Source organism: Streptomyces sp. NPDC051662 (assembly GCF_040681655.1).
GTDB lineage: Bacteria > Actinomycetota > Actinomycetes > Streptomycetales > Streptomycetaceae > Streptomyces.
Window position 1 is genome coordinate 39,652 of sequence record NZ_JBFAZD010000042.1, and the last position, 23,041, is coordinate 62,692.

Consider the following 23,041-nt stretch of genomic DNA (forward strand, 5'->3'; position numbering starts at 1 on the left):
CCCTTGTGGACATGCGTATCCTCGCCCCGACCGGAGCCCTCGGTGCCGGCTTCGACACAGCCGCCCTCGACCGCGGTGTGGCCGCCGGCCCGCACGTGATCGCCTGCGACGCCGGCTCCACCGACTCCGGCCCAGCGGCGCTCGGATCCGGGACCCCCAAGCTCTCCGCCCAGGCCGTCACGCGCGACCTGCGTCTGCTCCTCCAGGCCCGCGACACCCTCCAAGTGCCGCTGATCATCGGTTCGTGCGGCACCAGCGGACGCGACGACGGCGTCGACTGGGTCGCCGGCCTGGCCCGAACCATCGCCGCCGAGAACAACCTGCACTTCAAACTCGGTCTCATCTACAGCGACCAACCGGCAGAGCGCCTCCAGCGCCTGTACGACCAGGGCCGCATCCGGCCGCTCGCCAACGCCCCTGTCATCGAACGGAAGTTGTTCCAGCGCAGCCACACCGTCGCCATGATGGGCGTCGAGCCCATCCAGGAGCTCCTGCGCGACGGTTACGACGTCATCCTGGCCGGACGGGCCAGCGATACCGCGCTGTTCGCCGCCCTGCCCCATCTGAACGGCGCCGACCCCGGCCTCACCTGGCACATGGCCAAGACCATCGAATGCGGCGCCGCCTGCGCGATCCCGCCCGATGCCAACGGACTCCTGGTGACCTTGCGCGACGACCACTTCGATGTCACCACGCTCGCCGACGGCAGCCGCCTCACCCCTCGTTCAGTCGCCGCCCACACGCTGTACGAGAACGCCGACCCGTTCCACATCACCGAGCCCTCCGGCACCCTCGACACCACCCACGCCACCTACGAGGCTGTCGACGAACGGACCGTGCGCGTCCGTGGCTCCCGCTATGTCGAGGCCGACGGCTACACCAACAAGCTCGAAGGCGCCGAACTCGTCGGCTACCAGACCGTCATCGTCGGCGGCGTCCGCGACAAGGTCGTCATCGAGCGCCTTCCCGAGCTCCTGCCCATGGCCAAGAAGTACTTCGACGCCAAGATCCTCGACGTGTTCGACGGCAGGGTCGACCCGGAGACCATCGACATCAACTACCGCCTCTACGGCACCGGGACGGTCCTGGCCGGCACCGAACCCACCCCCCTGCGGCCCCGGGAACTCGGCGTGCTGATCACCGTCACCGCACCCGACCAGGACACCGCCCACGCGATCTCCACGTTCGTCGCCCACGCCTCCTCGCACCTGCCCATCCCCGAGTACGACGGCCTGGTCTCCACCCTCGCCTACCCCTACTCACCGCCCGAAATGGACCGCGGCCCGCTCTACCGCTTCACCCTCAACCACGTCGCCACCGGCGTCACCCCCACCGAACTGTTCCGCATCACCACCGAGGAGGTCTGACCATGGCCACGCTGCTCGACTACTGCTCCCTCGTCCGCTCCAAGAACGCCGGACCCTTCACCCTCACCTTCGACTTCATGTGCCACGACCAACACACCTACGAGGCACTCACCAACGCCGGAATCCTCAACCGGGCCCTGTTCGCCGGACTGTTCAACACCAGCGAGAACGGGATCCTGGTGGTCAACCACCCCCGCGCCCTCGCGGTCAAAGTCTCCCTGCCACGCCCCTCCGTACAGGGCGACCAGCACGACAGTGACTGCTATGCCGGCCAGCAGTACGCCCCACTGATGGAACTGCAACTACCGGAACTCCCGTGAGCCTGTGCATCGTGCGAACAGGCGCGTGCCGAGCGAGGTCGCCGAAGCTTCGCCTCTGAGCCGGCCGATGTGTCGTCGTGCCGCCCCAGACCCTCGCCGCGAGACCTGGGGTTCGGAGCCATCGGTCGGTGAGGAAACGCGTGGGTTCTCGGATTGGCCGGCCGAATCTCACGGCCGGTGGCCATTTCGTGGCCCAACGGCCACGGAACTGAGACTGGCGGCCTCCCTGCCACCTGTTGCGCTCAGCCGCTCCGCGGCGGACGTTCCGCTGGGTGACAGCCGCTGTGTGATCCGGTCGAACAAGTCGGTCAGCGGCTCGCCGACGTCCTGACCGAACTCGGTCAGCCCGTAGGTGACTTGGGGCGGCGTCGTCGGCTCGACCTCCCGCCAGATCAGGCCGTCCTGGACCAGAGCACGCAGTGTCTGCGCGAGCATCTTCTCGCTGATGCCCTGGATGCTGTCACGCAGCTCGTAAAACCGAAGGTCATTGCTCCGCAAGGCGATCAGCACCCAGATACCCCACCTGCTGGTCACGTGGTCGACCACGTCGCGCGCAGGGCAGTCGGTGTGAAACACCTCATACCGATTGCCCGCCTCGGCCTGCGTCAACTGCGCGCCTTCCCTCATGTCCGGAGCTTACCTCTGGGTATGTTCTTACGGAAAGTAAGCCCGACTCCTAGTGTCAATTGCCGCAGTGCACAACGGACTAGGAGCTGAACATGATCGTCGTGACCGGGGCTACCGGGAATGTGGGCCGGCCTTTGACGCAGACCTTGGCCGAAGCGGGCGAGCGGGTGACAGCGGTGTCGCGGCACGCGGCGTCGGTGCCGGACGGGGTCCGGCACGTGCCGGCTGACTTGGCCGAGCCGCAGGGCCTCACTCCCGCGTTGGACGGGGCGAAGGCGCTGTTCCTCCTGCTGTCCGGCGAACTGCACGCCCCCGAAGCCCGGCCGACCGACATCATCGACCTGGCCGCGGCCAGCGGGGTCCGCCGGATCGTCCTGCTGTCTTCGCAGGGCGTGGCGACCAGGCCACTCGGCCCGTCGCGGATCGCGATGCGCGCGGTGGAGGACGCGTTGAGGGAGTCCGGCCTGGACTGGGCCGTCCTGCGACCTGGCGGCTTCGCCTCCAACGCCTTGGCCTGGGCGGAGTCCGTCCGCACGCAGGGGACGGTCGCCGCACCGTTCGGCGACGTCGGGGTTCCGATCGTCGACCCGGCGGACATCGCCGACGTCGCGGCGGCCTGCCTGCTGGACGACCGGCACACCGGCGGAGTCTTCGAGCTGACCGGGCCCGAGGTGATCACGCCGCGTCAGCAGACGGAAGCCATCGCCGCCGCGCTCGGTTCGCCGGTGCGGTTCCACGAACTCACCCGCGAGGAGGCCAAGGCCGCAATGATCCAGTTCGTGCCGCCGGAGCTCGCCGACGACACCCTGGACATCATCGCCGCCCCGAACCCCGCCGAACTGCGGATTAGTTTGGACGTGGAACGAGTGCTCGGCCGCGCCCCGAGCCCCTTCAACGACTGGGTCACCCGTAGCATCGCCGCTTTTCGCTGAGGCACAAATCAGTTGAGACACCGGGTTCAGCCACAGGTCACAGCCTCTATATAGGATACGAACCGCGAGATCCTACATGGGTAGAGTCTCAAATTTCGTGTCGGAGTCTCACGGCTGGTGGCGGATGGAAGTCGGATCCGACGTGGCACTGAGATGTGCGGGTCGCGCCTGTATCTCGTTCGCGTTGAAATACCGACGCCTGGAAGGCCAAGCGGCCCCGCCGGGAACAGCCGGTCCGGCCGGCACGGTTGCATCGACCGAGGGACCGGCGCCGCATCGGCGGGGAACACGGAGACCACACGGTCGTCCGCCCCGCCAGGATCCGGGCCCCAGGGTCGCGGTACGCCCGCCGCGCACTCGGACCAAGACGTATTTCCGTAGGAGGCTTTTTCATGGCTGACCGGCCCTTGACGCTCATGGCAGTACACGCTCACCCCGACGACGAGGCCACCAGCACCGGCGGGGTCCTCGCGCGGTACGCGGCGGAAGGCATCCGCACGGTTCTCGTGACATGTACCGATGGCGGTTGCGGTGACGGAACGGGGGGTGCCAAGCCGGGCGATCCCGGGCACGATCCGGAGGCCGTCGCCTTGACGCGCCGTCGAGAACTGGAGGCGAGCTGTGACGTCCTGAAGATCAGCGATCTGGAGATGCTGGACTATGCCGACTCCGGGATGACGGGCTGGCCGACCAACGACGCCCCCGGATCCTTCTGGCGGACCCCCGTGGAGGAAGGCGCCGCCCGACTCGCCGAACTCATGCGGCACTACCAACCCGATGTGGTCGTCACCTACGACGAGAACGGCTTCTACGGCCACCCCGACCACATACAGGCCCACCGCATCACGATGGCGGCGCTGGAGATGACCGCGCTGACACCGAAGGTGTACTGGACGACCATGCCCCGCTCGATGGTGCAGCGGTTCGGGGAGACCATGCGCGAGTTCCACGAGGACATGCCGGAGCCGGATCCTGCCGAGGCCGCCGCGATGGCCGAAATCGGACTCCCCGACGATCAGATCACCACGTGGGTGGACACCATCGCATTCAGCGGGCAGAAGTTCGACGCGCTGGCCGCGCACGCCAGTCAGGGCGAGAACATCTTCTTCCTCAAGATGGGCAAGGAGAGGTTCGGCGAGTTGATGGGCATGGAGACCTTCGTACGTGTCAAGGACGCCACCGGCGCGGCCGTACCCGAGAACGATCTCTTCGCCGGACTGCGCTGATCCGCCCGTCCGACCGGGGCCGGGGTCAGGGCCGGGGCCGAGATCGGAGCCGGGGCCGAGATCGGAGCCGGGGCCGAGATCGGAGCCGGGGCCGGGGAAAGCTCATCGGCCGCACGGGTGGGAGACCCGCGGGCTGCTGACCCGGAGGATCGGCGACAGCCCAGGTCACAAGCCCGGCGGTCTGCTCCGATCGAGACAGACCGCCGGGAGAGCGTCTCGGAGGGCCGTGGTCGTCCGTCATCTCAGGGTGACGAACACGCACCGCCGTCCAGGGCCCGAATCGCCCGACCGGCTTTCAGGCGACTATGACCCGGCGCCCGCGCGCGTGGCCTGCTTGGCTGTCGATGTGCGCCGCCGCGGCCTCGGCGAGCGTGTACGACTTCTCGACCGGGATATGGAGCTTTCCCCGCGAGATGAGGTCGGCGGCCACGGCGAGCGCTTCCGGTACGCTCCCGGCCACGCCGGAGAATCGGACACCGAGCTCCGGCGCACCGAGATCGGCGATGGAGACCACCTTCTGCGGGTTCCCAGTCAGATCTACGAGCTCGCGGATCACGCCCGAGCCGGCCAGATCGAGGGCCGCATCGACATGGCCGAGCTGCCGCACCCGCTCGGCCCAGCCCTCGCCATACGTCGTGGCGAGGGCGCCCAGGCCGCGCAGATAGTCCTGGTTCGCGGCCCCGGCCGTGCCGATCACCGTGATGCCGCGGTCTCGGGCGATCTGCAGCACCGCTGAGCCGACTCCCCCGGACGCGCCGCTGACCAGCAGCGTCTGCCCGGACCGCACACCGACCTCGCGGATGACGCGCAGCGCGGTCTCCACCACGGAGGGGTACCCGGCCGCCTCTTCGAACGTCAGCCCCTCGGGCATACAGGCCCAGGCCGACAGCACGGCGAACTCGGCATAGGTGCTGAAGCCTTCGCCGAACACGTGAGCACCGACCTCGACTTCTTCGACGCCCTCGCAGACCTCGTCCACCACCCCGGCGGCGTCCAGCCCGACTCCGGAGGGCAACTCGATCGGATGCGCCCCCAGCTTCTGGCCTTCACGGATCCTCCAGTCGACGGGGTTCACGCCCGCCGCCCGCACAGCGACGCGTATCTGACCTGGGCCCGCGTGGGGCTCCTCGGCGTCCACGAGGTGCAGCACGTCCGGACCGCCGAACTCAGCAAAGCTCACTTTCTTCATGCGGTGGACCATAGCACTAACGGTTAGCTTTTTGGAGCTGATACATGTTCGTATCTGATAGGGTCAGTGCATGACCGTGCTGCCCGGACGCCGTGAGCGCAAGAAGGCTGCGACCCGCCAGAAGATCGCCGACACGGCCCTCCGGCTCTTCTTGGAACGCGGGTACGAGGCAGTGGGAATCCGTGACGTGGCCGCTGAGGCCGACGTGGCCGTCACCACGCTCTTCTCCCACTTCGCCTCGAAAGAGGCCCTGGTGTTCGAGCAGGACAATGACTTCGAGCAACGCCTCACACAGGCGGTCACCGGCCGGGCGCCGCACGAGCCGCTCATCCCCGCGCTGCGCCGCGAGATCCAGTCCCTGGTCCGGCATTGCACGGCGGACAGCGCCACCCCGATCTGGCGCATGATCGACGAATCTCCCGCCCTGCGGGCGTACGAGGAGTCGATGAGGCTGCGCCACGCGGAGTCGCTGGCAACGGCCATCGCCGCCGATCCCGATCTGTCACAGACCACACTGGCGAGCCGGACGATCGCGAGGTTCGTGATCGATGCCTACTCACTGGCCCGCGAAGCGCCCAGTCCGGACGCCGCGTTGGACGAGATCTTCCGGATGATCGAGGCAGCCTGGGCCGTCACCTGCCCCTCCGGAAACTCCCCCGGCACGGCCGGACTGTAATCAAGGACTCGCCCCCGCCCGACGCTCACCCATCCGGGAAGCCGTCGCCGGGGCGTACAGCTTCCGCCGGTGGAAACCCGTGAACTGGCCTTCGTAACAACTGAGTTCGAGGATGGGCGGCTACTCGGGCAGGGGGCGGTCATGGACGACGTTTTTCATGACGAGGGTGGAGGTCAGGCGCTGGACTCCGGGCAGTCGGGCGAGCTGCTGGTCGTAGAGCTGCTGAAAGGCGGCCAGGTCGGTGGTGGCCACACGGAGCAGGTAGTCGGGCTCGCCGAACAGGCGTTGCGCCTGGATGACGTGTGGGATAGCGCTCACGGCCTCTTCGAAGGTCGTGACCGTGTCGGCGTCCTCCCACCGCAGGGTGGTGAAGACGACAGCCTCGAAGTTCAAACCGACCGCGACCGGGTCCACTACCGCTCGGTAGCCGCGGATGGCGCCCTCGCGTTCGAGGTCGCGCAGGCGACGGTGGCAGGGCGAAACGCTGAGCTGCACGCGGGCAGCCAGCTCGGTGACCGTCAGACGGCCGTCAAGCTGCAGCTCGGTAAGAATCTTCCGATCAAGGGCGTCCATGGAGAAGATTCTCCCTCACATGACGCGATCATGGGGTAAATACGCAAACACTTACGAGCGCATCCGGCCTAGCCTTCCCTCTCAGGGCAAGCCATGCGAGAGGGAACGACCGATGGACACGACGACGCTGGCGGCCTTCCTGGCTGTGGACCTGCTGCTGGTGTTCACTCCGGGCGCGGACTGGGCCTACGCGATCTCCGCCGGTCTGCGGGGACGCTCGGTCGTCCCGGCCGTCACGGGACTGATTGCCGGACACGCGGCCTACGCGCTGGTGGCCGTCGCGGGCCTGGCGGTGATCGTGGCAGGCTCCCCGGCCGCTCTCACCGCCCTGACCGTGGCGGGCGCCGGCTACCTGCTGTGGTTGGGCTGGGGCGTTCTGAGGCAGCCGACCGTACCGACGGCCGCCGCGGAGAGCGTGGAGGCCTCCCGCGTGCGGGTCATAGTCAAGGGGGCCGGGATCAGTGGCCTGAACCCCAAGGCGCTCCTGCTGTATTTCTCGCTGTTCCCGCAGTTCATCGACCCTGCCACGGGCTGGCCGGTCGCCGCGCAGACCGGGCTGCTCAGCACGGTGCACCTGACCGCGTGCGCCGTCGTCTACCTCGCGGTCGGCGTCCTGGCCCGCACCGTCCTCAAGACCCGGCCCTCGGCCGCCCTGGCCGTCACCCGCATCAGCGGTGCCATGATGATCGCCATCGGCGCCTTCCTGCTCGCGGAACGCCTGGCCGTCTGATGCCCTGTCCCGCTCCACCCGACACGGACACGAAGGAGATCACGTGGAAGACCGGACGCAGCAGGAACAGGTGAGCCCCGCGGTCCAAAAACGCGTCCAGGACAGCTTCAACCTGCAAGGGCTTATGTCCCACCTCGGCGCGCAGATCACTCACATCGGGCCCGGCCGCGTACACATCGTGCTCCCGGCCCGTCGCGAGGTGACCCAGCAGCACGGCTACGTCCACGCCGGCGCCACCAGCGCCATCGCGGACACCGCCGGCGGCTACGCGGCGCTCACCCTGTTCGACGAGGACTCCGAAGTCCTCACCGTCGAATACAAGATCAACCTCCTCGCACCCGCCGCGGGCAACCACCTCGAAGCGATCGGCACCGTCCTCAAGCCCGGACGCACCCTGACCGTCTGCCAACTGGAGGTCTACGGCGTCCAGAACGACGGCTCCCGGAAGCTCGTCGCCAACGGCCAGCAGACGCTCATCCGCGTAAACAGGCCCGCCGAATGAGCGCCCAACCGGCCGCGCCGTCGCTGCCACCCTGGGCCGCGTGGTGGCAGCGCCCCTTCCCTGACGCCAACACCCTCTCCTCCACGGACGTCAACCGGCCCTGATCGACTCCGGGTTCGTCGGCCACGCCGAGGAGACCACCGACGTGCACCCCGAGGCCCTCGCCACCGACCTGGTCACGACCATGCTCACCAACGGCGCACTAGGGCGTATCCACGCCACCGCCGACCACACCCCCGTGGCGGCCGAGGCGTTGCGCGTGCCCTACCCACGAGCCCGGCCAACGACCGAGCCGCACTGACCCGCGGTGGAACGAGGGGTGGACGAGCGGCTCCGGCAACTCGCCCACCCTTCACCTGTTCGTGTCCGCACCTGTTCATGTCCGCAGCTCAACACGGAGAACTTGACAGGGAACGGAGTCCGATCGGGGCACGTGCTCAGTGATCAGCGCGAGCTCCACGGACATCGATCGCCACGCCCCAGCGCTGCCTGGCGCCATTCGCCTCTGGCTGCGCCCATGACCCGCCGAACAGCCCTTAGGCGCGTGCGGTCAGCTCAGCCGGGCATTGGCATACACGGTCATCGCATCGCGCTGGTAGACGGCGAGACCGTCGGCGATCCTGTCGAAGTTGGCCCGCATCTGCGGGTCGTCGACATAGGTCTGGCCCACTCCCTTGTACGCGACCGCGGTCGGGGTCCAGAACCGGCAGATGCCCTGGTAGTTGGCGTCCACCTCGGCCTGTACCGCAGGGTCGGATACCGGCGTGCCAGCCACCATGAACTCCGCCATACGGATCATCTGCGCCGTCACCTCACGCTGCCAGCGCTCCGTGTCCTCGGAGGTCATCGCCTCGACGGCCTGCCGGGACTGCTCCCACGCCTGCGGCCACCGCTCCCGTACCTCGGCCTCGGCCTCGGAGGGGGGCTGGAACCCCTCGAACAGGTTTTCCGGCTTGTTGATCTTCGTCATATGGCCCTTGTCCTTACCTTCTTCCAGTTCGGCGATGGTGCGGCCGACCGTACGGGCCAGCGTCTCCAGCCGGTCCCGTTCCGCGAGCAGCCTTTGGTGGTGCTCACGGAGCACGGCCACCTGGTCGAGCCGGCTGTCCAGGACCGCCTGGATCTCGCGCAGCCCCAGGTCCAACTCCCGCATCAGCAGGATCTGCTGCAACCGCAGCAGATCGGCCTCCTCGTAGTAGCGGTGCCCGTTGCTCCCGATCCATGCGGGCGGCAGCAGGCCGATCTCGTCGTAATGCCGCAGCGTCCGCGATGTCACCTTGGACATCCGCGCCACCTCCGCGATCGACCAGGCCATTGCCGGTGCCTCCCTCGCCGGGCCGGTCTCTCCGGCCACACAAACGACCGTAGAAGTTGCCGCAACGGAAAGCGCAAGCCCAAAGCCCTGTTGAACAGGCACCAGGGCCTGACCCGTCGGACAGGTGGGGCATCGGCTCGGTGACGGTGAACGTGCCGCGGGCGGCCATCAACTCGCCCAGGCGCCACCGGTAGTTGATCTGGCGTGGCATCAGAGGCTCTCTCCGGCCGCGGGGTGGTCATGGGGCCACTCCGCAGTGTGCTGCCGTGTGCTGCCGTGTGCTGCCGAGCAGATTTCAGTTGGTACGGGCCGGTCAGGTGGTAATGGTGAACGGCGGACAAACAGATCATGCCGACCTCACATCACACTCCGGCGGCGGTGACGAAGGCGGATATCTTTCCCGTCATGATGACGCGTGGTGGGGGACGTTTTCTGGCGGTCGGACTCCTGGTGACCGCAACCGCTGCCTGTGGTGGTGCCGTACGCCCGACCGTCTCGGAGGTCCCGACCACCTACGCGACCGCTCGCCCCGACACCACCGAGCCATCGATTTCCGCAGAAGGCAAGCCCACCTCGCGGTCGGCCAGTCCAGCCGTCCCGAGCAGGCAAGCGACGCCACGCGAGAAAGCGACACCCCGCAAAGAGGCGGCACCCACGAACCCGACGGCCCGCACAGCAGCGCCCGATCAGGACCCCGCGCCTGCATGCGCGGCCAACGATCTGACGACATCGGAGGGACGTAGCGGCCTGCCATCGAGCGGTCAGCCGGGCTGGTTCGCCACCCCGATCCTGTTGCGCAACAAGTCCGCCGCCACGTGCCGGCTTCGAGGCTGGCCCGGCATCACGTTCTTTGGTGACGCCACCATCCAGGGGTGCGCCGCAGGCGATCCCTCGCCCGCCTGCGGCAAGCCACTGAGCACGTCAGGGCCCCGCTCCTTCTCGATCACCCGGTCTTCCGTGGATGCGCTTCCCGACGTCCTCCTCGCCCCGGGCGACACAACCTCGTTCACACTGGTCTGGGAAGGGGGCGGTATGCACACCTGCGTCGGCACTCCCTTCGAATGGTCTCCCTACGGTGCGGATATCCGGGTGCCGGGCGACTCCCGGGCACTGACCCTGGCCCCCTTCCCGAACGTCTACCCGTGTGAGGGAAAGATCGAGATCACCCCCTTCGGAGTCGCCGGTTGACCGGTCAGGCTTCCCCGCCGGGTTCAGCCGCCGGGCGCACTCCAGCAGGCCGACGCCCCACCGGAGCTTCCCCTGCGTCACAAGCTCAGGTAGGTAGATACGGTCGCAGTTGATCAGCGACGCGTCACGGCCGACCGACTGGGTACGCCCGCTCGGCGCGTCGGTCAACCCTGGTCGGCAGGCAGGGCACTTGGCCTGAGCAGAAGATCGCTGTGGAGCCGGGAGAGGATCCGTTCGTGGGCCGGGGTGAAGTGCCGGCGCCAACCCCCTACCTCCAGGTCGTCGCCGTCGCCCGCGCGCGGGGAGGGCATCGGGGAGGGCAGCTCCACGGGGCGGGCGGGGTACCCCGTGGCGTGCAGCAGGCGGGCCACGGCCTCTTCGCGGGCTTCGGTGGTGCCTCCATGGGCAGGCCCTGCGAGTTCCTCGTGGGCGATCACGGTCACCGCCGGGTGCCGCGCCAGCCATTGGCAGCGACGGGCCTCCTCCATGCCGGGGAAGGCTGGGTCGGTCAGGGCGAGGGTGATTCTGGCGTCCATGGTGGGCAGGGCGCTGACGATGTCCCGGTAGATGAGGTGGTCGGGCAGGGATCCGACGCGCTCCACGGGTCCGGAGAGCAACTGGATCTGGCTGATGATCCGGTCGCGTACGTCGCGGTGATGAAAGATGACCGGCGGCTGCCTGTTCGCGTGCCAGGCGCGCAGAAAGCCGGCCTCGGCCCGCTGGAGGTCGAGGCCGGAGACGTACCAGCAGCCCCGGCCCGGCAGAAGACGGTGCAGTTCGCCGTCCGGCACCCGGGCCAACCGTCCTTCGAGTGCGGGATCCACAGGTGAGGCGAGGGTGACCGGCTGGCCCAGGCGCGTCCACCACACCCGCCACACGGCGCTGACCGCTTCCTGGAACGCCGAGTTCAGCTCGTCCCGCTCTCCGTCCCGTCTGCGCAGCAGCTGTACGGCCCGGTCCTGGCCGAAGGCGGCCGTCAGCAGGGAGTAGACCTCGCCGGGACCGGGCCCGCGCCACTCATCGAAGATGGGCCGGGCATCGCTCATCGTGCCGTAGGAGGAGTAGCCGAGAGCGGTCGTGATCTCCGTCAGCAGCGGAGTACCACTGCCACGCGGCGAGACGACGATCAGCTGGGGCGCGGCCATGGAACATCTCCGGGAGGGGCGAGGGCGGAAGTCTCAGGCGAACGTGAGTGCCTTGGGGCGAGCAGGAGGTCCTCGTAGGTGTGGTGGGCCCTCGTGCGGGTACGCGGGTGCAGGAGCGCGGCCGCGCGGGCGTGTTCGCCCGTGTCGACCAGGGCGCGGGCGAGGGTGTCCTGAACGATCTCGCGCTCCACCCGGACACCGCCGAGCCGCTCCGTCCGCGCGCCCACGCCGGTCAGGAGATCCACCGCCGCCGCGGTCCGGCCGGCGGTGATCTCGGCCAGCGCCTGGACAACCGGGGCCAGTACGTACCGGTAGTCCGGCCGTTCGTCGCGCGCGGCCCGGTGGGCCAGGGCTCGCAGATCGTCGGTGGCCGCCTCGACCGCCAGCGCCAGGGCGAGATTGAACGTATGGAAGACCTCGGCCATCCCGCCCGCAGCCGCCAGCAACTCCCTGACGTGCGCCAGGTCGCAGCGGCCTGCCGGTGTCTGCCCGGCCAGCAGCAGTCGCCAGTTCGTCGCCGAACGCATGCCCACATCCGCGCGGCCGAGCACCTCGTCCGCCCGACGGCGCGCGTCCGTGAAATCCCCGCAGGCCAGCGACTGCAGCGCGGCATGCCAGTTGAGGTGCTTGAACTGCACAGCGCGCGGGTCGGCCGCCAGCCACGCGTCGAGGAAGGCGGTGGAGGCGGTGGAGGCGGGGCCCGCGCCCAGTTCGTGTTCGGCGTGGGCACGGGCACGGGCATGGGCCGCGAGCCCCGAGCGCGGGAACAGGGCCAGCGCCCGGTCGGCCAGTTCATGGGCTTCCTCGACTCGGCCCTGCTCCGCCCGCACCCAGGCCAGTCGGCCCGTCCATGTCCAGCACTCGGGGCCCGACAGTACGTACTGCTCTTCCGCCAGCGCATCGCCCCGCGCCGGGTAGCCGGCCTCGCCGCAGGCGTGAAAGGCGTCGAGCATCAGTCCGGCCACCGCGTCACCGGGCCATCGCGCGAAGTGCGTGAGCAGGTGATCGGCTGTCATCCGGTACTGGCGATGGGTGTGGAGAAACACGCCGTACACCACACTCATCGACCGTGCGCCGGCACTCCGCGCGTCCTGGTACGCGACCGTCAGTTCGTTCCGCAGGTCCGCGTCGCTCAGCGCGTCGCCGGTGGCCAGCACCAGGAGCGCCCGCGCGATACCGAGCCGAGGGCGTTCGGCCACCCACTGCCGCAGCGATGGCACCGCGCGCCCGCTGAGCGCCGCCAATTCCCGCACCGGAACGTCCCGCACCGACGCCCCCTCCACCGAACGCACCACGATCACCCCTGCTCATCCGGTCCAGCGTCAGACGATTGCCCTGATCAGAACAGTGCAGATGATGCCGCTGCTACCGCACTGGATTCGCGGCAGATCGAGCGGAAGAGCGACGTGATTTCCACTCACCGCACCGCTCCCTGCCACCGTGCCACCGGCCGTGTGAGCGCCCCCCTGGTTGGCGCACATATTGCCGAACGTCGCGTTCCCGATGCCGATCACGCTGGCGTGCGCCGCCCCGGCCGGCACCAACGCGGCCCCCAGTACCGCTCCCACCGCGGCCGCCCGCCGTCCCACGCGGCGAGCGCCGCCATTTCCGTCCCCCACGCCCTCGGTCACCGAACACTCTTCGGTCAATCGCGTATTCACGGCGCTCCGTCCTCGCAGCAGCGCGCGGCCGCAGCCGACACCTGCTCAGTTCACGCCCGGATTGAAGTTGATCCCGCATCCAGTGAGCCCTCCCGTTCATCGTTGTGCCGGTGGTCACCGCCCTCCGGGAACTTCCCCGGATGCAACCGGTCCGGGACCGGAGGAAGGTGGAACAGCAGGGGCACGTTGAGACGTCTGCCCGAGCCCAACCGGGCCCCGGACCTCCCAGGGGCCGGCACTTTCGGGACCAGTGCTGTGAGGAGCAACCATGCTGATCATTGGGATTCTGCTGATGGCGGCCACCGCCGCCTTTACAGCACTCCTTATCGCCTTCAACCTCTCCGGCGGAGCCCACTACGCCGTGACGCTATTCGGCAGTCAGCCATTCACGATCAACACACTGGGCGCCTTTCTGGGTGGGATCGCCCTGGCCCTGATCTTCGGCCTCGGGCTCTGGCTCATGCTGGGCGGCGCGGCCCTCATGGCACGCCGAAGCCGGAAGCGCCGGGCAGCGCGCCACGCGGTTGCCGAGCGTGATGAGCTCAGAGGCCAGCTCAACGACGCCAGTACTGAGCGGCCCTCGGACTACTCAGGCAGGGGCACCACGCAGAGCTCCGCGCCAACGTCCCGTCGGCCACACCGCTTCCATCTCCCCAGGCACGGGCACTAGCTGTAGTGATCACACGGCAGACGAACCGGTTCATGCTGCGCGTTCATGCTGCGCGCCGACCGCGTACCACCACGCGACGCCTGGCTCACCGGGCAAGGTGACCAGTCCAACGCCCCGGCGCCAGGCGGACTGAGTGGCTGGCCCGCCGTAGACATGCCGCCGCGCCGCGCTTGCGCGGCGGCGATGGCACACTGCGAGGCGATCAATCGCCGGTTTATCCAGGGGGCTGTTCGGGGATCTCTGACATGGGGGGACTCCATGATCGGAGGCACCATGATCATCGTCGGAGTCATCCTGCTGATCATCGGTTTCGTAGTGGGCATCCACGTTCTGTGGACGATCGGCATCATTCTGGCCGCGATCGGGATCGTGCTCTGGGCACTCGGAGCGCTGGGGCATGCGGTCGGAGGTCGGCGGCATTACTGGTGACGGCAGACTGCCGCCCATGCTTCGTATACAGGTGCCCGTGTTGCTCTGCCGTGAGCGTGCAACGCACGGTAACCCGCAGGTTCGGTCTCCCACTCGGGCTCGGTCTCAGGCTCGGGCGGCGGGGTGAAGCCGAAGAGCTGCGTCTCCTCCTGCTCCGGTCGAGCGTGATGGTCTCGGGTGAAGTCGGTGCCGTGCAGTGCCGCGAGCCAGGTCCGGTCGGCGGTGTACGACGTCGACGTGGCGATGGGCCGGAGTGTCACAGCCGTCCTCCCCGCGGACATGAAGCGAATCGGATCCGGCCGCACCGGGCTGGGGCGGTACACCGCCGCGCGACGGCGGGCTGTCGGCGGGAGGACCCCCAGGAGCGGCCCGGCTGCCCTGCGGCGAGCTCATGAACCCTCCTCCTCACGTCGGGGCTAGCCGGACCGCCGTGCCTCGTCAGCTCCTCATCACATCGGCCAGAAGCTTCGCCGTGGCTTCGGGTGCCTCCACGGGGAAGTGGTGGCTGCCCAGGTCGACGAGCACGATGTCGAAGCGGTCGCCGTAGCGGTCGATCGCCTCCTGTGTCACCAGGTCGCGAATGGCGAACACGGTGATCGGCTGCCCGGTCTCGCGCAGCGCCGCGTCCATGTCCCAGTGCACCAGGCCCTCGATGGCGCGCAGGCCCGCGGGCTGTCGCACCGCGGACATCTTTTCGAAGTAGGCGTCCTTGAGGGCCGGGTCGGTCCCGGCCGGCGATCCTCCTTCGACGAGGCCGCGCACCGCTGTGGCGAAGTCGTCGCGGAACACGCTCAGCAGGGTGTCGGCCTGTTCCTCGCTCTGTGCCGGGAACAGGGAAAGGTAGTGCAGCCCGTCGAGCGCGATCACGTGCGAGACGGTGTCGGGGAGCAGTCGGCCGACTTCGACGGCGACCGCCGAGCCGAGGGAGTGGCCGGCCACGACGGCCGTGGTCACCGCCTCGGCCTCCAGTACGGCGGCCACGTCGCGGGCGAATTCCTCCATGGTCCACGCCTCTCGCGTCGACCGGGACTCGCCGTGCTCGGCGAGGTCGACCGCGAGGACCCGGTAGCCGTCGGGCAGATGGCCGATAACCGTGTCGAAGTCGCCGTGGTCGCATGCCCAGCCGTGGATGAGGACCAGGGCCGGCCCGTCAGCCGGGCCCACGGCCGTATAGCGGATCGTTGTGTGGTCCGAGCGATGGGCGACAAGACTCTCGCTGGTTCCGCTGTCTGCGGTCATCACGGTGTTTCCTTCTTTCGCACGTGTGGTTCCGTGTCGGTCTTCGGTGGGGAGGGGTGCGGCGGTCGTTGCGGGCGGGTGCCTCACTCGCCCGTAGCCGGGGCGGGGCGGCGCGCCGCTCGTAGCTGGTTCAGGCGCAGGAGGAAGGCGGTGGCGACGATCGCCGTGATTGCCAGGGCGTAGATCTCGGTGGCGGTCCGCAGTCCCAGGGTGGTGACGGCGATCCCGCCGAGTACGGCGGGCACGCTGTTGCCGAGGTAGTTGATGATGTTCGCGGAGGCGAAGACCGCGCTGCGCTCGTGTGGCCTGGCGATCCGGGCAAAGGTGCCGAACGTCGCCAGGGCTGAGGCGCCGAAGCCGATGCCCGCGACAACGGTGCCGGCGGCGGCGAGCCAGAGGAGGTCCGCCGTGATGCCGGCGAGCGCGGTGAGGACGCCGAGTCCGAGCAGGGCGGACGAGGGGGCCAGCAGCGAGGACGCGGGGCGGGAGCGGAGTACGGCGACGGTGAGCGCCCCGGTGCCCGCCAGCAGCGTCACGACGATGCCGCCGGCCAGCCGGCTGTGCAGTCCCAGCAACCCGGTCGCCACGGACGGGCCGAGGGAGAGGAACAGCCCGGCCAGCGCCCAACCGGCGATCATCGCCGGGACGACCGGGATGATGTCCGCGCGCAGGTGCGCGGGCAGCGCCGCCCGTGGGCGCAGGGAGGCGACGGCTCCGGGCCGGCGCGGGGAGGTCTCCGGTATGAGAGCGGTGAGCGCCGCCGCCAGGACCATGGCGCCGAGCAGCAGGGCGTAGACCAGCCGGGTCGGGGCGGGGCCGAACTCCACCAGCACACCGGAGCCCAGAGCGCCGAGGGCGAGCCCGGTCAGGGGGGCCACGGAGGTGACGACGCCCGCGCGCCCACGGGCGTGCGGCGGTTCGAGGTCGACGAGGGTGGCGCTCAGGGTGGTCGTCGCCGCCCCGGTGGCGATGCCCTGCAGCACCCTTGCGGCGGCCAGGACGACCACGTTCCCGGCGGTGAGGAACAGCACGAGCGCGACCATCTCCAGCGCGATCGCCGCTGCCAGCACCGGCCGGCGGCCCAGGTGGTCCGACAGCGCCCCGACGAAGAGCAGCGAGCCCAGCAGGCCGACCACGTACAGGGCGAAGACGAGGGTCAGCACCCACGCCGAGAAGTGCCATTGCTGCTGGTAGACCGGGTAGAGCGGGGACGGCACGCTGGAGGCGGCCAGGAAGACGACGAAGACGGCGGCCGCACCGGGGAAGGCGGCCCCGCGCGGCAGGCGGTGTGTGCCCTCGTCGGACGATACGGCGGATACAACAGAGTCAGTAGACATAGAATCTCGCAGTGATCTGTGCGTTAGCGGCTTCACGCCCACACTAACGCATAGATCGCTGCTTTATTCCTGGTGCAGCGATCAATGCGATAATGGCCGGGTGTCCACTACCGTTTCCCCCGCCCCAGGGGCCGCGAGCCGGCCAGGGGGCCGCTCCGCCCGAGTCCGCGCGGCCGTCCACCGGGCCGTGAAGGAACTGGTCGCCGATGAGGCGGGCGAACCACCGACGATCCCCGTCATCGCCGCTCGCGCGGGCGTGCACGCCACCACGGTCTACCGCCGCTGGGGCACCGTCGCCGAACTGCTCGCCGACGTCGCGACCAGCCGCTTCTCCGGCGACATCGTGGTCCCCGACACCGGCAGCCTCCGCGGCGACCTGGAACGCTACGCGCACGACCTCGCCAAGGACCTCAGCGACCCGGACACCCTCGCCCTGGTCCGCGCCACCATCGGCACGGGCGGAGAACAAGGCGCCGCCGCATGCCGCGGAGAACGCCAGCGGCAGCTCGAAGCCATCCTCGAACGCGAACAGGCCCGGGGCGAACAGCCCCCGACCCTCGAACACGCCACGGACGCCGTCCTGGCCCCCCTCTACTACCGGGCCGTATTCACCGACCTGCCCCTCACCCCCGAGTGGACGCGCACCCTTGTGTCACGCTTGCTGCCGGGCTGACGAGGCCGCGTACAACTGCGGCGAGTCCGACGGGCACAGCCAGGCCGAGGGCATGACCTGCGCACAGATGCCCAACCGCGCGCCCTGCGGGCCGAGTTGCCGCGCCCGGACCGGAACGCCGGAGGCGGCCCATAGCCGGTGGCCCGGGCAGCATGGATGCGCTGTGGTCACGACGTCCGTGCCGCCGTGCTGTTGAAGATGGCCATCAGGGACGTGAAGCGGGAGGTCTGCAACGACGACGACCACGGGCAGCCCCTGTGCGTCGGTCAGAGCATGCAGCTTGCTGCCCGCTTTGCCTCGGTCGACCGGATTCGGCCCCCGTCTGCCCCCGCCACCTCAGAATGAGTGCATGGCTCGTCTTCCCATCGACCCGCGCCCGCTGAACGCCGACGAGCGCGCCGTGCTTGAGAACATCCTGTCGGCGGAGTTCGTCGGCGCGTCGCAACTGCGGAGTCAGCTGGACCGCACCGAGGTGATCGCCGTCCGGGGTTTCATCGAATGAGGTGACGTCGCAGTTGGTCGTTATGCCACAGCGACGGGGAGGAATTGATGGCCGCGTAGAACCAGTCGGCCGGATCCTACCGGTTCTCCGGCCAGAGCCATGTGCGGGAAACGCCTGACGATGGCATCCAGTGCAATGGCGCCTTCGATTCTGGCCAGTTGGGCTCCGAGACAGAAGTGTGCACCCGCACCGAATGTCAATAGTGGACGCTTCTTGCGGAATGGGTCGAACCGGTGCGGTTCCGAGTATCGCGCGGGGTCCCGGTTGGCGGCTCCGATCACCGCGAGGACCTGGGTGCCCGCCGGCAACGGGTCGTATTTCGGTACTCGGGTTTCGGTTCTCAGGGTTCGCACGGTGATCTGTACCGAGGAATCGAAACGTGCCGCTTCTTCGACAACTGGCGCTGCCTGGATTTGGCCGTTACGTAGTTTCTCGAAAATGTCGGGAGATGAGAGCAGTTGGGGCATCATGTTGCCAAGCATGTCGATCGTGGTCAGGCTTCCCGCTGTCAACAGCAAGGCAATATTGGAGCGGAGGACGTCTTCGGGGAAACGGCCATCCGCGTCGAATGCCGCGACGAGCCTGCTCGTAAGGTCCTCACTCGGCTGTGTGCGGCGCTCGACAATCAGATTCTGAACGTAGTCGAGCAACTGGTCGGCCGCTTTATCCGCGGTGTGGATGTGCTCTTTCAGCGGGATGATCTCCCAACTGGCAAGTGAGTCGTGCACCATCCTGGAGAGATGCTTCGCGTCCTCTTTTGGGATTCCCATGATGTGAGAGATCACCATGATCGGCAGTCGGGCGGCGAACGATGCTACGAAATCGACAGGTGCGCCACCTTTGCCCTGTTCTGCCATCTCGTCAAGCAATCGTTCTGTGTACGACGTGATCAGCAGGCGCAGTTTCTTCAGTCGTACCGCGGTGAACGCGGAAGCGGCGGCCGTACGCATAAAGTCATGCACGACGCCTTCTGACTGGATAATTGATGAGCTGAGCAGAAGATTTGCGGAATGCTTGACGTACTCAGGATCCTGCACTGTCCTGGAGTTGACAGCATGGGCTGCGGGATTTCGAAGCACGGCACTCACGGCGTCGTAGCCGACTGCCATTACCATCCCGGCTCCGAGAGGTAACACGGTTCCCGATTTCTGAGCCTCGGCGTAGATCGGATAGGGGTCTTTCCGTCCCTGCGAGGTGACAAGCTGTTCGAAGATTGCGGCGCCGTTCACGTACGTCCTTTTCGCATGTGAGGGACATCTGTCCAGCCATGGCGTAGAGATGACTATCCGGCAGTCTTTACCATGATGGTCATCCTATTCGTATGGCTCGTGATTGCTGCTCAACCTTCCTGCCAGTGCGCATCGGTGCTCTTGCTGTGCAATGCAAACAACCTCATGGTCTATTCTGCTGCCGCAATGAATCGTATGAGGCGCTGCGATACGGAAATCACCCCTTCGTGCTACTCGCTGCCGTCGCATGTTTATGAATGACCGACGAAATGTTCGTTGACGGCGTGTCAGCATCCTCTGGCACGGGGGGGCGGTCCGCGCGGCGTTCTGTGCCAGGCCGTCGGCTCACGGAGGCAGCCGGGTGCGCTTCGGCAGCTTGGCCCAAATCCGGCCACCGAGGTCGGAACACGGATGGCCAACCCCGGCGGCTGCCAAGGGCTACGACTACTCCCACCTGCGGAAATGGTTACGCGAGCGCGGCATCACTCACCCACCGTCTTAAGACCGCCCTAAGACGTCGTTTCTTATGGCGTGACCGTCCGTTGGGCTGTGCATGACGGATCTGGTTGAGCGGTTGGTGCCGGATGAGTTGTGGGTGTTGTTCCGGCGGGTGGTGCCGCCCACAGTGGTGAGGCATCCGCAGGGCAGGGGCCAGCGTCGGGCTGGCGATCGTGAAGTTCTGGCCGCGGTCATCTTCGTGGCCACCTCGGGCTGTACGTGGAGGCAGCTCCCGCCGGTGTTCGGGCCGGCCTGGCAGACGGTCTACCGGCGGTTCGCCCAGTGGAGCGCGGACCAGGTCTGGGCCCGGCTCCACCGCGTGGTCCTGGACGAGCTCGGAGCCCGGGGCGAGCTGGACTGGTCGCGGTGCGCGATCGACTCCGTCAGTGTCCGGGCGGCAAAAAGGGGGCTTCTGACAGGACCGAATTCGACCGACCGTGGCAAGTTGGGATCGAAAATCCATCTGGTCACCGACCGGAACGGACTGCCGCTGTCGCTGGGTATCTCCGGCGCCAACATGCACAACAGTCAGGGGCTGGAACCGCTCATCCGTGGAATCCCGCCCATCCGTTCCCGCCGTGGGCCGCGCCGCAGGCGGCCGGCGAAGCTGCATGCGGACAAAGGCTACGACCACGACCACCTGCTGCGATGGCTCCGTGGACGCGACATACGCCACCGCATCGCCCGGAGAGGCGTCGAGTCCTCGCAGCGGCTCGGCCGCCACCGCTGGGTCGTGGAAAGAACGGTGTCGTGGCTGGCCGGCTGCCGACGCCTACACCGCCGCTACGAACGCAAGCCCGAGCACTTCCTCGCCTTCGCAGGCATCGCCGCCACGCTCATCTGCCACCGCCGCCTCGCCAAGAAATAGGCCACTCTCAATCCCACCAAAACCGCCACTCGCGACGCCGCATAAGCTCCTCGTGGTACGTGGACCAGTCCAGGCCGGGGTCCTCATAGAAGACGTCCGGGCAGGCGAGGTAATGCTCCCCAGTGAGGACACGGGCCTGGTGGACGTCCGTCGGCGGAGCGGCAACCGAGAGATACAGGCTTCCGTGTCCGAACCCCACGACACGGACACCAAACCGGTGCTCCCAGGAGCGCAGCACTGCCGACAGTTCCTGCGCAGTCATGTGATTCGTCATGCCCAGCCAGCTGAGGGCAGCGGGTGCATCGGCGCCCCGCGCGACCTGGACGAGTGCGAGACACCGGGCTCGGCCGTCGCGGACGACAGCAGTCGCCACTTCTTCCGCGCACACGTCAGCGTCCGTCACCACCGCGGCAGGCATCGCGAGACCGGGCCACTCCTTGAAAGGCGGCCACGAGTCGTCCGTCCACTTGCTCCGGAAGTACGAGCTGGCATCGGCGTTAGCCCCGTAGCCACCGCCCACAGGCTCGCATGAGTCGTCGGGGTACTCAAGCAACAGCGGGTACAGGCCGGTCTCACAACGACGCGCGTACAGCCGCTTCCACCAGTCAGCCGCGTCTGTGACCGGGCCGTCGCTCATCCATACCACCGGATGCGGATGATGACACGGCCCTATCAGCCTGCCAGGTGGCAAGTCGTCCAGCAGCTGTCTGAGATCTTCACTTAAAGGCTCGGGCATAACCGAAATCTACGCGGCACCTCTGACAGCCATCAGAAACGATGTCTTAAGACCGCCCTAAGGGCTGTCCCGTAACTGCTGGTCACGGGTGAGATGTCTGGTGTGATCACAGCGTCGCCTGCGCCAACTGGCCCCGCTGTTCGGGGTGTCGAGTCGGCCGCCGACCGTGTCATCGACCACCTGGGGCCGCACCTCACGCTCCAGCAACGCAGAAGGTTCCGCAAGGACGCCGTGCTGATCGAGGACGGCACCCTGGTGCCGTTGCGGTTGCCGGACAGCGGCCGGCCGACGGCGACGACGAGTTGGGCGTGGGAACTTTCCGGTGCGTAGGCCGCCGTCGGCCGGGCCACGGTCATCGCGGACGGCGGCTATCGGGGCACCGGCCTGCTCATTCCGGGCACCGCCGTGAACGCGGCCAGACCGAACTGCCGGCTTGGAAAGAGGAGCACAACACCTCCCACCGCAAGGTCCGGGCCCGCGTCGAGCACGTCTTCGCCCGGACGAAGGCATGGAAGATCCTTCGTGACTGCCGTCCGAAAGGCGACGCGTTCACACCGAGACCAGAGAGGCCCAAGGAAGGTGGCTCCCCACCTCCCCGGCTCGAAGAATGTTCAGTCGATACAGAACTCGTTGCCCTCGATGTCCAGCATCGGGATGCACGACTCGTTTTCACCATCGGCGTACAACGTTTGCACGTGGGTAGCACCGAGCGCGACCAGTCGTGCACACTCTGCTTCGAGCGCGGCGAGGCGCTCGTCCCCCACGAGCCCGGTGCCGGCCCTGACGTCGAGATGCACCCGATTCTTAACGATCTTGCCTTCGGGGACGCGCTGGAAGTACAGGCGCGGGCCCACGCCTGAGGGATCACTGCAGGCGAACCATGATCCCCGCTTCTCAGGAGGCAGGGTGCGGTTGAAATCGTCCCAGGTGGTGAACCCCTCCGGTGGCGGCGGTATGACGTACCCCAACACTTCACACCAGAAGCGAGCGAGGCGCTCAGGTTCTGCGCAGTCAAAGGTGACTTGGAACTTCTTGATCGCTGACATCGGCGCACCGTACCGCGTACGAGGGGACCCCGCCGCTCATTTCCCCAGGCGGATCCGCCCGTCACCCGTCGCGTCCTTGGCCGCCCAAGGGCCGTGCCCAGCGAGGCCGCGGCCCTCGCCCTGCTGACCCTCAGGCCGTTGACACCTTGCAGCTTCCCGGCCTAGTTCAGGACCAGTTCGGCGAAGTCGTCGGCCTCCTTGGCCCGCTGGCGGTGGGGGTCGCAAACACGTCTTCTTCACCCCTGCCCACTCACCGGCAGCCGGCAACCATCGGTCAGGCCGGCCTCGGCCTGCGGGACGCCGAGCGCGTCGACGCAGTCGTGGTCGAAGTCGGCCCGCCGCTCGTCGTCAACGCGACGAGCG

At 68.0% G+C, this 23,041-nt stretch carries 26 protein-coding genes and 2 pseudogenes; 15 read left to right on the forward strand and 13 right to left on the reverse strand.

Features of this window, described 5'->3' with window-relative positions:
* Positions 1 to 11: 11 nt before the first annotated feature.
* Together AB0M67_RS38810 and AB0M67_RS38815 are read left to right on the forward strand one after the other, a co-directional pair.
* Complete coding sequence (locus AB0M67_RS38810) at positions 12 to 1,367, forward strand: acyclic terpene utilization AtuA family protein (protein WP_365752646.1); 1,356 nt, start codon at positions 12 to 14, stop codon at positions 1,365 to 1,367.
* Positions 1,368 to 1,369: 2 nt separating this feature from the next.
* On the forward strand, positions 1,370 to 1,687 hold the full coding sequence (locus tag AB0M67_RS38815) for a DUF4387 domain-containing protein (RefSeq protein ID WP_365752596.1): 318 nt from the start codon (positions 1,370 to 1,372) through the stop codon (positions 1,685 to 1,687).
* Positions 1,688 to 1,855: 168 nt separating this feature from the next.
* Here AB0M67_RS38815 and AB0M67_RS38820 read toward each other — a convergent pair whose 3' ends face one another.
* Entirely contained in the window at positions 1,856 to 2,314 is a 459-nt protein-coding gene (locus tag AB0M67_RS38820; RefSeq protein ID WP_365752598.1) for a helix-turn-helix domain-containing protein, read from the reverse strand.
* 92 nt (positions 2,315 to 2,406) lie between these two features.
* Here AB0M67_RS38820 and AB0M67_RS38825 point away from each other — a divergent pair, with 92 nt between their 5' ends.
* Positions 2,407 to 3,246 carry an NAD(P)H-binding protein gene (locus AB0M67_RS38825; protein WP_365752599.1) on the forward strand — a complete coding sequence of 280 codons (840 nt, stop codon included), beginning with the start codon at positions 2,407 to 2,409 and terminating at the stop codon, positions 3,244 to 3,246.
* A 392-nt stretch (positions 3,247 to 3,638) separates the two neighbouring features.
* Positions 3,639 to 4,472: a PIG-L family deacetylase gene (locus AB0M67_RS38830; RefSeq protein ID WP_365752601.1), complete on the forward strand. Its 834-nt coding sequence runs from the start codon at positions 3,639 to 3,641 to the stop codon at positions 4,470 to 4,472.
* 295 nt (positions 4,473 to 4,767) lie between these two features.
* Here the strand turns inward: AB0M67_RS38830 and AB0M67_RS38835 are convergent, their stop codons facing one another.
* The gene (locus AB0M67_RS38835) at positions 4,768 to 5,661 is read right to left on the reverse strand and encodes an NADP-dependent oxidoreductase (protein ID WP_365752602.1); all 894 of its coding nucleotides are present in this window, start codon (positions 5,659 to 5,661) and stop codon (positions 4,768 to 4,770) included.
* A gap of 70 nt (positions 5,662 to 5,731) precedes the next feature.
* Here AB0M67_RS38835 and AB0M67_RS38840 point away from each other — a divergent pair, with 70 nt between their 5' ends.
* Positions 5,732 to 6,337 carry a helix-turn-helix domain-containing protein gene (locus tag AB0M67_RS38840; protein ID WP_365752604.1) on the forward strand — a complete coding sequence of 202 codons (606 nt, stop codon included), beginning with the start codon at positions 5,732 to 5,734 and terminating at the stop codon, positions 6,335 to 6,337.
* Between the two features lie 120 nt (positions 6,338 to 6,457).
* On the opposite strand, the gene AB0M67_RS38845 is transcribed toward AB0M67_RS38840, so the two are convergent.
* The gene (locus AB0M67_RS38845; RefSeq protein ID WP_365752605.1) at positions 6,458 to 6,910 is read right to left on the reverse strand and encodes an Lrp/AsnC family transcriptional regulator; all 453 of its coding nucleotides are present in this window, start codon (positions 6,908 to 6,910) and stop codon (positions 6,458 to 6,460) included.
* Positions 6,911 to 7,022: 112 nt separating this feature from the next.
* Between AB0M67_RS38845 and AB0M67_RS38850 the strand changes: the two genes are divergently transcribed.
* The 3 genes from AB0M67_RS38850 (at position 7,023) to AB0M67_RS38860 (ending at position 8,443) form a co-directional block, all read left to right on the forward strand.
* Positions 7,023 to 7,640, forward strand: coding sequence for a LysE family translocator (locus AB0M67_RS38850; RefSeq protein ID WP_365752607.1), 618 nt, complete (start codon positions 7,023 to 7,025; stop codon positions 7,638 to 7,640).
* Between the two features lie 43 nt (positions 7,641 to 7,683).
* A complete protein-coding gene (locus AB0M67_RS38855; protein WP_365752609.1) occupies positions 7,684 to 8,142 on the forward strand; it encodes a PaaI family thioesterase in 459 nt (152 codons plus the stop codon).
* A 145-nt stretch (positions 8,143 to 8,287) separates the two neighbouring features.
* Positions 8,288 to 8,443 (forward strand): hypothetical protein, encoded by a 156-nt coding sequence (locus tag AB0M67_RS38860; protein ID WP_365752611.1) that lies wholly within the window; start codon positions 8,288 to 8,290, stop codon positions 8,441 to 8,443.
* Positions 8,444 to 8,692: 249 nt separating this feature from the next.
* Here AB0M67_RS38860 and AB0M67_RS38865 read toward each other — a convergent pair whose 3' ends face one another.
* On the reverse strand, positions 8,693 to 9,457 hold the full coding sequence (locus AB0M67_RS38865; RefSeq protein ID WP_365752612.1) for a MerR family transcriptional regulator: 765 nt from the start codon (positions 9,455 to 9,457) through the stop codon (positions 8,693 to 8,695).
* A 378-nt stretch (positions 9,458 to 9,835) separates the two neighbouring features.
* On the opposite strand from AB0M67_RS38865, the gene AB0M67_RS38870 reads away from it, so the two are divergent.
* On the forward strand, positions 9,836 to 10,645 hold the full coding sequence (locus AB0M67_RS38870) for a DUF4232 domain-containing protein (protein ID WP_365752613.1): 810 nt from the start codon (positions 9,836 to 9,838) through the stop codon (positions 10,643 to 10,645).
* Positions 10,646 to 10,809: 164 nt separating this feature from the next.
* On the opposite strand, the gene AB0M67_RS38875 is transcribed toward AB0M67_RS38870, so the two are convergent.
* From AB0M67_RS38875 to AB0M67_RS38885, 3 genes are read right to left on the reverse strand one after another with little or no spacing between them, the layout of a single operon-like run.
* On the reverse strand, positions 10,810 to 11,790 hold the full coding sequence (locus AB0M67_RS38875) for a hypothetical protein (RefSeq protein WP_365752615.1): 981 nt from the start codon (positions 11,788 to 11,790) through the stop codon (positions 10,810 to 10,812).
* Complete coding sequence (locus AB0M67_RS38880) at positions 11,772 to 13,091, reverse strand: hypothetical protein (protein WP_365752616.1); 1,320 nt, start codon at positions 13,089 to 13,091, stop codon at positions 11,772 to 11,774. Before AB0M67_RS38880 ends, AB0M67_RS38875 begins: the two co-directional genes overlap by 19 nt.
* A gap of 21 nt (positions 13,092 to 13,112) precedes the next feature.
* Complete coding sequence (locus AB0M67_RS38885; protein WP_365752618.1) at positions 13,113 to 13,421, reverse strand: chaplin family protein; 309 nt, start codon at positions 13,419 to 13,421, stop codon at positions 13,113 to 13,115.
* 298 nt (positions 13,422 to 13,719) lie between these two features.
* On the opposite strand from AB0M67_RS38885, the gene AB0M67_RS38890 reads away from it, so the two are divergent.
* Positions 13,720 to 14,121, forward strand: a complete 402-nt coding sequence (locus AB0M67_RS38890; protein ID WP_365752619.1) for a hypothetical protein — start codon at positions 13,720 to 13,722, stop codon at positions 14,119 to 14,121.
* A gap of 273 nt (positions 14,122 to 14,394) precedes the next feature.
* The gene (locus tag AB0M67_RS38895; RefSeq protein ID WP_240045510.1) at positions 14,395 to 14,550 is read left to right on the forward strand and encodes a DUF6131 family protein; all 156 of its coding nucleotides are present in this window, start codon (positions 14,395 to 14,397) and stop codon (positions 14,548 to 14,550) included.
* A gap of 438 nt (positions 14,551 to 14,988) precedes the next feature.
* On the opposite strand, the gene AB0M67_RS38900 is transcribed toward AB0M67_RS38895, so the two are convergent.
* Both AB0M67_RS38900 and AB0M67_RS38905 read right to left on the reverse strand, forming a co-directional pair.
* The gene (locus tag AB0M67_RS38900; RefSeq protein ID WP_365752620.1) at positions 14,989 to 15,789 is read right to left on the reverse strand and encodes an alpha/beta hydrolase; all 801 of its coding nucleotides are present in this window, start codon (positions 15,787 to 15,789) and stop codon (positions 14,989 to 14,991) included.
* Positions 15,790 to 15,872: 83 nt separating this feature from the next.
* Entirely contained in the window at positions 15,873 to 17,126 is a 1,254-nt protein-coding gene (locus tag AB0M67_RS38905; protein WP_365752622.1) for an MFS transporter, read from the reverse strand.
* Between the two features lie 100 nt (positions 17,127 to 17,226).
* Between AB0M67_RS38905 and AB0M67_RS38910 the strand changes: the two genes are divergently transcribed.
* Positions 17,227 to 17,799 (forward strand): TetR-like C-terminal domain-containing protein, encoded by a 573-nt coding sequence (locus tag AB0M67_RS38910; protein ID WP_365752624.1) that lies wholly within the window; start codon positions 17,227 to 17,229, stop codon positions 17,797 to 17,799.
* Between the two features lie 228 nt (positions 17,800 to 18,027).
* On the opposite strand, the pseudogene AB0M67_RS38915 reads toward AB0M67_RS38910, so the two are convergent.
* A pseudogene (locus AB0M67_RS38915) lies at positions 18,028 to 18,117 on the reverse strand (IS5/IS1182 family transposase); the annotation flags it as partial.
* A gap of 31 nt (positions 18,118 to 18,148) precedes the next feature.
* On the opposite strand from AB0M67_RS38915, the gene AB0M67_RS38920 reads away from it, so the two are divergent.
* Complete coding sequence (locus tag AB0M67_RS38920) at positions 18,149 to 18,301, forward strand: hypothetical protein (RefSeq protein WP_365752625.1); 153 nt, start codon at positions 18,149 to 18,151, stop codon at positions 18,299 to 18,301.
* Positions 18,302 to 18,321: 20 nt separating this feature from the next.
* Here AB0M67_RS38920 and AB0M67_RS38925 read toward each other — a convergent pair whose 3' ends face one another.
* Complete coding sequence (locus tag AB0M67_RS38925) at positions 18,322 to 19,530, reverse strand: cytochrome P450 (RefSeq protein ID WP_365752626.1); 1,209 nt, start codon at positions 19,528 to 19,530, stop codon at positions 18,322 to 18,324.
* A gap of 553 nt (positions 19,531 to 20,083) precedes the next feature.
* Here AB0M67_RS38925 and AB0M67_RS38930 point away from each other — a divergent pair.
* Complete coding sequence (locus AB0M67_RS38930; protein WP_365752628.1) at positions 20,084 to 20,896, forward strand: IS5 family transposase; 813 nt, start codon at positions 20,084 to 20,086, stop codon at positions 20,894 to 20,896.
* A 7-nt stretch (positions 20,897 to 20,903) separates the two neighbouring features.
* Here the strand turns inward: AB0M67_RS38930 and AB0M67_RS38935 are convergent, their stop codons facing one another.
* The gene (locus AB0M67_RS38935) at positions 20,904 to 21,533 is read right to left on the reverse strand and encodes a DUF4253 domain-containing protein (protein WP_365752630.1); all 630 of its coding nucleotides are present in this window, start codon (positions 21,531 to 21,533) and stop codon (positions 20,904 to 20,906) included.
* A 217-nt stretch (positions 21,534 to 21,750) separates the two neighbouring features.
* Here AB0M67_RS38935 and AB0M67_RS38940 point away from each other — a divergent pair.
* Positions 21,751 to 22,177 (forward strand): annotated as a pseudogene (locus tag AB0M67_RS38940) (transposase); the annotation flags it as partial.
* Between the two features lie 66 nt (positions 22,178 to 22,243).
* Here AB0M67_RS38940 and AB0M67_RS38945 read toward each other — a convergent pair.
* Positions 22,244 to 22,678, reverse strand: coding sequence for a VOC family protein (locus AB0M67_RS38945; RefSeq protein WP_365752632.1), 435 nt, complete (start codon positions 22,676 to 22,678; stop codon positions 22,244 to 22,246).
* Positions 22,679 to 23,041: the final 363 nt, after the last annotated feature.